Raw genomic sequence first — 2,294 nt, 5'->3', positions numbered from 1 at the left:
AGGCAGGATGGGCGATGGGCGATATAAACGAACCCGGCCATCGAATTCAGATATTTAGTGATAGAGCGTCTCTCAGAGGGTAAGCATCTCGGCGTGACGATTGGGCGGCAATACCCGTCGGAGCTCCATCTGAAACGGCCCGGCGCCCCTCCAGAGCTCGGGTACACAGCGCCTAAGGCATGTTGATCGAGCGATCATGCTTGCATGGCTGGTGAGCGGCTCAATCTTCGTCTGCTCGCAGCGTAGCGCTAGTGACCGAGATAGTCACAAGCGCAAGGTGCTACCTTTTGGGAGCGACTGGGACTTACATCGATCCGACAATTTGGACATTCGTCGTCACAGCTGCAGGACCAAGCGTCGTCCCAGACAGCCCCGCAGCCATCGCATTCGTAGTGGTTGACGAAGGCGGGTTGGCAGCGGGGCTCGTGCTCCCATTGGTGGGGGCACTTGCTTCTCTTGTCAGGCAACGATGCGACCCTTGGCTCGCGCCTCTGTGGCATATGCCGAGATCGGCTTCTCGGCCTTGAAGTGGACATCCCGTTCGACGGTAAGTCCGAGCTTGCCTCTGACACTAAGGATATCTTCGAGGCTGACGCTGCCTAGCTCTGGAAAGCCAAGTCCCAGATCACAGAGACCGAAGAGTCGATTGGGCTCATCGGGGTCGCATTCGGTGATGAGCCACGTCGCTGCGCCGTCGGGCAGGAAGAGCTTCAGGACCGGGAAGTGGTCGCGCTCGTCTGCCAGCGCATTGACGAGTAGACTAACGCGTTCTTCCACGGTGAGGAAATCATTCTGGACCATCAGATTGCCTCCCGGGAGGTCGTATGGAGGTCTTCTCTGGCTGCGCCAGTCGACCGTCGCCGCGCCGGGGGGAGCGCTCGTCGGGCGGAAGCAGCGGTTGGATTTGCGGGCGTTCCCCCGCTTGGGGCTGCCTCGCTTTGCGCCGAGGCTGGAGGGGTGGCCAGTTCTTCCACGGCGAGCCGATAGACCCGGTGGAAGTCGCAGTAGCGTTCCCAAAGCGTGGTTGCTAACTCGATGGCGCCGGCGGAAGCTATCGCCTGGATGATGCTCTCGAGCGTGAGGGGGACGAATTCAACCCGATCCTCCGCGCTATCCTCATGGAGTAGTTCCGCCTCGTATGCGCGGAAGGCAGCCTGGACGCGACGATTCAGCCGCGGGCCGATAGCCATGAACACCGCTTTGGAGGTCAGCTCCCGGTCGACGATCAGCTGGGCGAGCATGTGTTCTCGCCAGAATTGCTCGATCGCGAGGGACCGCAGCATTGCGCTGGCCGGATTGCGATAGAGTTGGACCTCTTCGGCGGCTTCTTCATATCGGTCGCGTGGACGCGCGATGGGCCCCTCGAGGCTCTCCGAATATTTGACCTCGATGAAAATCGTGGCGCGTTTGCCTTCTGGGGTGATGAGCAGGACGGCGACGTCGAACGCGGTGCGATCGGCGAGGAAGCTGTCATCTCGCCTTGCGGGACTATGCTCGAACAGGATCCGTTCCACTGTCTGGACGAAATCGGGGAGGATCTGTCGGAACACCGCCGTCGCGAGCTTGAGATCGAGGGCGAGCGGACCGAAGAGATTGAAGGCAAGGGGCATGGACGAGAGAGCGTTGCCCATGAGGCGCTCCTCGTCGATGGCCGCGTCCTCCTCGCGCAGGAGAAACTCGCGGAGGGCAAGTTGGTGGATGGCCGGGCTGAGGAAGTTCTTGCCCGCCGCGGCATCATTGACCGAGAGGATGGACCCGAAGGCTCGATTGCCGGTGCTGGGGTCCCTGCCCTCGGGGGGAGCCATGGCGACACCTTGGCGCTTCAGCCAAAGGCATTGCAGGAGTCGAGCGGCACTGCGAAACCTGGTGTCGATGGCACAATAGGCGCCATACCGTTTTAGGACGCGCTCTGGGACAAGCGGCGAGCGCGCGAGTTGAACGAAGGGGCTTTCTGCCTGTTTGGTGGATTGGTCCGCGGACGGCGCGAGTGGTTCTGATGTTTTCAAGGTTGTCTCTCTTTCTTTCATGCGCGTCGTTGGCGCGAGAGAGATTCGGAGAACTGGTACCGAAATTAACGACGAAGCGTGCCAAATCCGCAGTGGCCTCCCTCGGCCATTGAAAAGGCATTGCAGCCGTCGAACGGCGCTGTTTCGTGCAAGGCCTCGATTGTGAAAAAGGGTCGTTCGAGCCGAACCGGCCGCGATTAGGCCAGCAGTGGCGGGCTAAGTGAACGAAACGATCAGCTCCCCCAGGCTTTCGGCGCACTTCATCGTCCTTGTCCGTCTCGGAGAGGT

Annotated in this window: 2 protein-coding genes; both read right to left on the bottom strand. The window is 60.8% G+C overall.

The window, feature by feature from the left end; genetic code table 11:
- Window positions 1-459: 459 nt before the first annotated feature.
- Entirely contained in the window at window positions 460-801 is a 342-nt protein-coding gene (locus IVB47_RS25765; protein ID WP_247465537.1) for a DUF2958 domain-containing protein, read from the bottom strand.
- Window positions 801-2,006 (bottom strand): hypothetical protein, encoded by a 1,206-nt coding sequence (locus IVB47_RS25760; protein ID WP_247465535.1) that lies wholly within the window; start codon window positions 2,004-2,006, stop codon window positions 801-803. Before IVB47_RS25760 ends, IVB47_RS25765 begins: the two co-directional genes overlap by 1 nt.
- Between the last annotated feature and the right edge of the window lie 288 nt (window positions 2,007-2,294).

Source organism: Bradyrhizobium sp. 62, from assembly GCF_023073035.1.
In the GTDB taxonomy this organism is placed as follows: Bacteria; Pseudomonadota; Alphaproteobacteria; order Rhizobiales; family Xanthobacteraceae; genus Bradyrhizobium.
Note: the sequence above shows the minus strand (reverse complement) of the source record. Positions and strands in the feature narration are given on the sequence as shown.